This is a genomic window from Wolbachia endosymbiont of Drosophila leontia (assembly GCF_028981785.1).
Lineage (GTDB): Bacteria > Pseudomonadota > Alphaproteobacteria > Rickettsiales > Anaplasmataceae > Wolbachia > Wolbachia pipientis.
Genome location: NZ_JAPQLK010000047.1, coordinates 1 through 4,973, shown reverse-complemented (window position 1 = coordinate 4,973; position 4,973 = coordinate 1). Strand labels below are relative to the sequence as shown.

Annotated in this window: 6 protein-coding genes and 1 pseudogene; 4 read left to right on the top strand and 3 right to left on the bottom strand. The window is 34.9% G+C overall.

Annotation, left to right across the window (positions count from 1 at the left end):
* Positions 1 to 80 (top strand): hypothetical protein (locus OZD63_RS01505; protein WP_275007935.1); only part of this gene is annotated, 80 nt, incomplete at its 5' end.
* A 388-nt stretch (positions 81 to 468) separates the two neighbouring features.
* Positions 469 to 1,368 (top strand): hypothetical protein, encoded by a 900-nt coding sequence (locus tag OZD63_RS01500; RefSeq protein ID WP_275007933.1) that lies wholly within the window; start codon positions 469 to 471, stop codon positions 1,366 to 1,368.
* Between the two features lie 5 nt (positions 1,369 to 1,373).
* Here OZD63_RS01500 and dcd read toward each other — a convergent pair whose 3' ends face one another.
* Positions 1,374 to 1,931, bottom strand: coding sequence for a dCTP deaminase (dcd, locus tag OZD63_RS01495; RefSeq protein ID WP_182320326.1), 558 nt, complete (start codon positions 1,929 to 1,931; stop codon positions 1,374 to 1,376).
* Positions 1,932 to 2,072: 141 nt separating this feature from the next.
* Between dcd and OZD63_RS01490 the strand changes: the two genes are divergently transcribed.
* Positions 2,073 to 3,089 carry a substrate-binding domain-containing protein gene (locus OZD63_RS01490; protein ID WP_275007931.1) on the top strand — a complete coding sequence of 339 codons (1,017 nt, stop codon included), beginning with the start codon at positions 2,073 to 2,075 and terminating at the stop codon, positions 3,087 to 3,089.
* Between the two features lie 72 nt (positions 3,090 to 3,161).
* On the opposite strand, the pseudogene OZD63_RS01485 reads toward OZD63_RS01490, so the two are convergent.
* Positions 3,162 to 3,800, bottom strand: a pseudogene (locus tag OZD63_RS01485) (ankyrin repeat domain-containing protein); the annotation flags it as partial.
* A gap of 11 nt (positions 3,801 to 3,811) precedes the next feature.
* Entirely contained in the window at positions 3,812 to 4,069 is a 258-nt protein-coding gene (locus OZD63_RS01480) for a hypothetical protein (protein ID WP_275007930.1), read from the bottom strand.
* A gap of 140 nt (positions 4,070 to 4,209) precedes the next feature.
* On the opposite strand from OZD63_RS01480, the gene OZD63_RS01475 reads away from it, so the two are divergent.
* Positions 4,210 to 4,941: a potassium transporter TrkG gene (locus tag OZD63_RS01475; RefSeq protein ID WP_274979543.1), complete on the top strand. Its 732-nt coding sequence runs from the start codon at positions 4,210 to 4,212 to the stop codon at positions 4,939 to 4,941.
* The last annotated feature ends 32 nt before the right edge of the window (positions 4,942 to 4,973 follow it).

Sequence of the window (4,973 nt, the reverse complement as noted above, 5' to 3'; positions counted from 1 at the left end):
AAAATTGCGAACGTAAACTCAACACCAGCTTGCAAATGATTGTCCTTTCCTTCATTTCTCTCCTATTACGAAGATTTTAAACAGGTTCTTAGCACAGATTCCGCTAACTAGTAGCGGAATGACGAATTTGTCGTTTTACAGCCACTTGGATAACAATTTGCCACTAAATAGTAGGAAATTCAGTAGCTTACAATGAATAATTGAAGTTTTTAATCAGGAAAAATACATAAGTAAATCATGTAGCTATAATCATTGTAAGCAACAATGAAAAAGTGCGGAAGTAGAAATTTGGGTTGACAAAATAAGAAAAAATATAGTATATTAATAATATTGATATTAACTTAAACTAATTATGCCAGCAGTAGTAAAGACAACATACAAAGACCGTCAAAATTAAAAAAAGCAAAAGAAATTCTGCTAGCTCCTGTAAGGTGGCTAATCACAGGTTTATTTATAGTATTACTTATAATGCTCATTATCTCGGCCCTAGTCTTTATTCTAGCCTTCATGGCATTGGATAAACTGTATCATCTTGCAGGAGGCAAAGCACCAGAATGGTTAGAGCAAAGAGCCGAAGCATTTATGGAGGCAGCACGTGTCCCACAAACAACACATGATACTGATGTAAGTAATGCAATCAGTATTAACATTCAAAAGCCAAGAGAAAACTATGGTGAACCTGATGTTGATGATAAGTTTATAGAGGAAATAGAAGGATTTATTGATCAGTTAGAGTGCATAGCAAATGGCACACAAAAAGCTGCAGATAAAGATCAACTTACAGAAGATGAGAAAAAACATACACTTGAGTGCTTGAAGCGTATGAAAAATAACCCTGATACACATAGTGGAAGCGGGTTAACATTGAAGCAAGTTTTAAATTTAGTTTGGAAGGCTTGCAACGATCAAACTAGAGCAAATAATATAGATATTAATACCTGCATATCACAGAGAAAATATCAATTGGTTAAACATTTAGTAGAATCACAAACAGAATGCGGAGTGCGTGATGGTCGTGGTTCAAGTACATGTTTTACTGGCACCTTTAACAGTATTGTCTCTTCCTTGTACATTTTTGAAGAGTTTTCCTTCTTGCAAAAAGCAGATAATAATATTATAAAGCGGGCATTTGAAAATGAGCTGCAAAAAAAGGGAGAAGAACTATTTAATCAGCTTTCTAATGATAAAGAAAAAAAAGAAGTTGCAGAAGCTTTAAGTAATCCTTCTACAAATTTCTTTTCAAGCTATGCAGAGTCATTTAAAAACCACTCTGCACGTGCAGTTTTAGGTGATAAAGAATGCGACAAATTAGTTAAAACTCATTTTAGTAATCTTCAGTACAATAAAACAATATCACGCTTTACCTAAAGTAATCACTTAACTAACGGCAAAGTGATACCATGCTGATTCATATATTTTCCTTTCATATCATCATATGATTTCTCACACTCACTTTCGCCGTTTAAAAATACGAATTGGCATGCGCCTTCATTAGCGTAAATTTTCGCGGGAAGCGGAGTGGTGTTTGAGAATTCGAGTGTGACATGACCTTCCCATCCAGGTTCTAAGGGAGTAACGTTTACTATAATTCCACATCTTGCGTAAGTTGATTTACCAACACAAATGACCAGTACATTCCTTGGTATACGAAAATATTCCACTGTACTTGCAAGCACAAAGCTATTTGGTGGAATTATGCATACGTCTGTTTCTTTATCTATAAAACTATTCTCAGAAAAATTTTTAGGGTCCACGATGGCTGAATTAACGTTAGTAAAAATTTTAAATTTATTATCCACTCTTGCATCGTAACCGTAAGATGATAGTCCGAAAGATATAACACCTTTGCTGCTTTTGTGATTCACAAAAGGCTCTATCATTCCAAAGTTTTCAGCTTTTTCTCTTATCCATTTATCTGGCATAACTGCCATAACTGTTCCTTAAAGTTGTGTAATACTTACGATAATATAAAATAAAATTTAAATGTAAACTGTAGCTTTTGTCATGCAATTAAAGCTTTTCAGTTTGATGTTTTGTTACAATAATTAGATTTATGTTCTTAACTAAAAATAATGCTTAGAAACTTTCTCCTGATTTTTGTATTCGTATTATTCACGCCGCCGTCAAATGCTGATGCCAGGAAATACATCAGAATTGTTGGATCTTCAACTGTTTTTCCTTTTATCTCGTTTATAGCCGAGGAGTTCAACCGTGTATTCCCTTTTAAGACTCCAGTTGTGGAATCAATAGGAAGCGGATCAGGATTCAAAATGTTTTGCTCAGGAATAGGGGAAGACACTCCAGACATCACCACTTCATCTCGCCCTATGAAGGAAGTAGAAAGAGAACTATGTAAAAGAAATAAAATTAACGAAGTGATAGAGATCATCATTGGCTATGATGGAATTGTCATTGCAAATTCAAATCAAAGCCATAGATTTGATTTCACAAAGAAGGACTTATTTGAAACTTTATCTGCATATTCTCAGGAAAATGATAAATTAGTAAAAAATAATAAGAAGTTTTGGTCTGATGTAAATCAAGCCTTACCAAAAACAGAAATTGAAATTTATGGTCCACATCAAAATACAGGCACATACGAAACTTTGGTTAATTCTATTATGCTTGATCAATATTCATGCATGAACTCGAGAATTTTCAAAGAGAATTATAAAGATCAGGGAGAAAGAAAGCAAGCATGTGGTAATACAAGGGATGACGGAAGGTATATAGAAGTTGGAATTAATGAAAACATAATAATACAAAAATTGAAAAGTAACAAGAACGCTTTAGGGATATTTAGTTTTAGCTTTTTAATGAGGAATCAAGATAAAATACAAGGGAGCACAATTGCAGGAATTGAGCCAACTTACGAAAATATATCATCGGGAAAATATATATTAGCAAGACCTCTATACCTTTATATAAAGAAAAAACACCTGGATACTGTTGATGGATTAAGAGAATTCATAAAAGAAATTATAGATTCGATCGGCATTGAAGATGGGTACCTATCTAGGCTTGGTCTAATTCCACTTTCAAGTGAAGATATAAAGAAAGCTTCAGCAAAGGTTTATGATATAACGTGACGGCAACGTTTCTTTTATATCCTTTGTTCTAGCGTAGTCAGACCCAGCGCGGCGCGCTGGGATGACAATGGATTACTGATTAGGCAGTTCTGCGTTGTTGCAACACCCAGAAACAACCGGGTTCAAACTTTTCGTATTTGGACTTTCTGATTTCTCACAAACTCCTCCAATATAAGCTAGTACAGCCAATGCTGAAACTGCTGAAACTTCTAAAACTAATGCAACTACAGGATATGCCAGCACATAGGCTGCAATAGCACCAACTACGCCTAGAGCAATCTTCCCTTTGTGTTTACTCAAGAAGGTTGTATCGTTCTTTGCTGGGGTTTTGTTGCTACCATTTACTGGGGTTTGTTTGCCAGTAGACTCACTGTTTTGTTCCTTTTCTTTTGAAGGAGCCTTTAGAACATCTATTATCTTTTCCATATTTTCTTTGTTTTTTGACTTATGGTCCTCAGCCCACTTTAATAGAGACATTCCATATACCTGTATGTTAACATTAGCCCCGCTTTTCACTAGAGCTTCGAATGTCTCTAAATCGCCACGTTCAACAGCCTTAGATATTGGAGTCATTCCATCTGCACCCGCTGTGTTAACATCAGCTTTTGCTTTTTCTATTAGAAGATCTACTAGACCTCTATTAATAGGATCATCAAATTTCTTTTCAATAGCAATAATCAATGGAGTCAATCCATTTTCATCTACTGCATTAACATCAGCCCCTACTTTATTAGAAAATTTGCCACCTTTAAATCTGCACGGTCAAAAGCAGTCGTTAATAATGTGTGTTCGCGATCAGGAACAGTAGTAAACACATGATCTAAACTAAAACTCCCTTTTTCTCGCTCTTTATATGCATCTGAATCTGGTAATAATTGACCTTTTATTGCTTTAATTACGTCATCCTGACTTAGGCTGTCGTTAGTATTTATGGACTCTTCTGATGCGTTGTATATTTTTGAAAACTGTTCATACTCCATATTTTACCTCTATTCTCTATAATAAGTCTCATTATCACACATATTTACAAGTAAGTCAAATATATTGTTAATAACTGTTGCAACAAAGTGCTTGACGTTAGAATAGCTTTTATGGTTTTGTATAGCTAGAAAGTAACTCTATGGAACGCTTACGCTCAATTGTATTTATTGTGGGAATATTCCTATTGCTGTTTAGCTTAGCAATGCTTATTCCTGCTGTTACCAATAAGTATCTCAGCTACGAATGGAAAAATTTTCTCGCTGGATTCATAATTACCTGCACATCTGGCGTAACTTTTATTTTACTCGGTAAATTAAGTAGATTACATGGCATGCCAGCAATTTTTGCGATTACTAGTTGCACCTGGATTGCCTTGTCTCTGTTTGCAGCTATTCCTTTCTATTTTGATAATCTGAGCTATGTTGATGCATTATTCGAAACGATATCTGGCATCACAACCACAGGGGCAACTATATTTAATGATATTGAAAAGCAATCTCCGGGAATATTGCTGTGGAGAGCAATGCTACATGGCATAGGTGGTTTTGGTGTAATCACTTTAGGAATTGCAGTTTTTCCTATTCTCAAGATTCTCAGCCTAAATAATTTACTTTATTCTGAATATTCAGATGCTACCAAAAGGAAGTTGCCGAACACACGAAGCGTAGTGATTCATGTTACGGCAATATATTATGGCTTAATTTTGTTATGCATATTTTCCTATTATCTAGCTGGTATGCCACTGTTTGATGCAATATGTCACGGAATGTCTGCTGTATCAACTGGTGGATTTGCTAACCATAATGATTCTATAGGACACTATAATAACCCTATGTTAGAACCTGTTAAGGATCTCGAAAATATGAGGTAGAATAAGCATAGTTAAGAAAGAGGCATATCTAT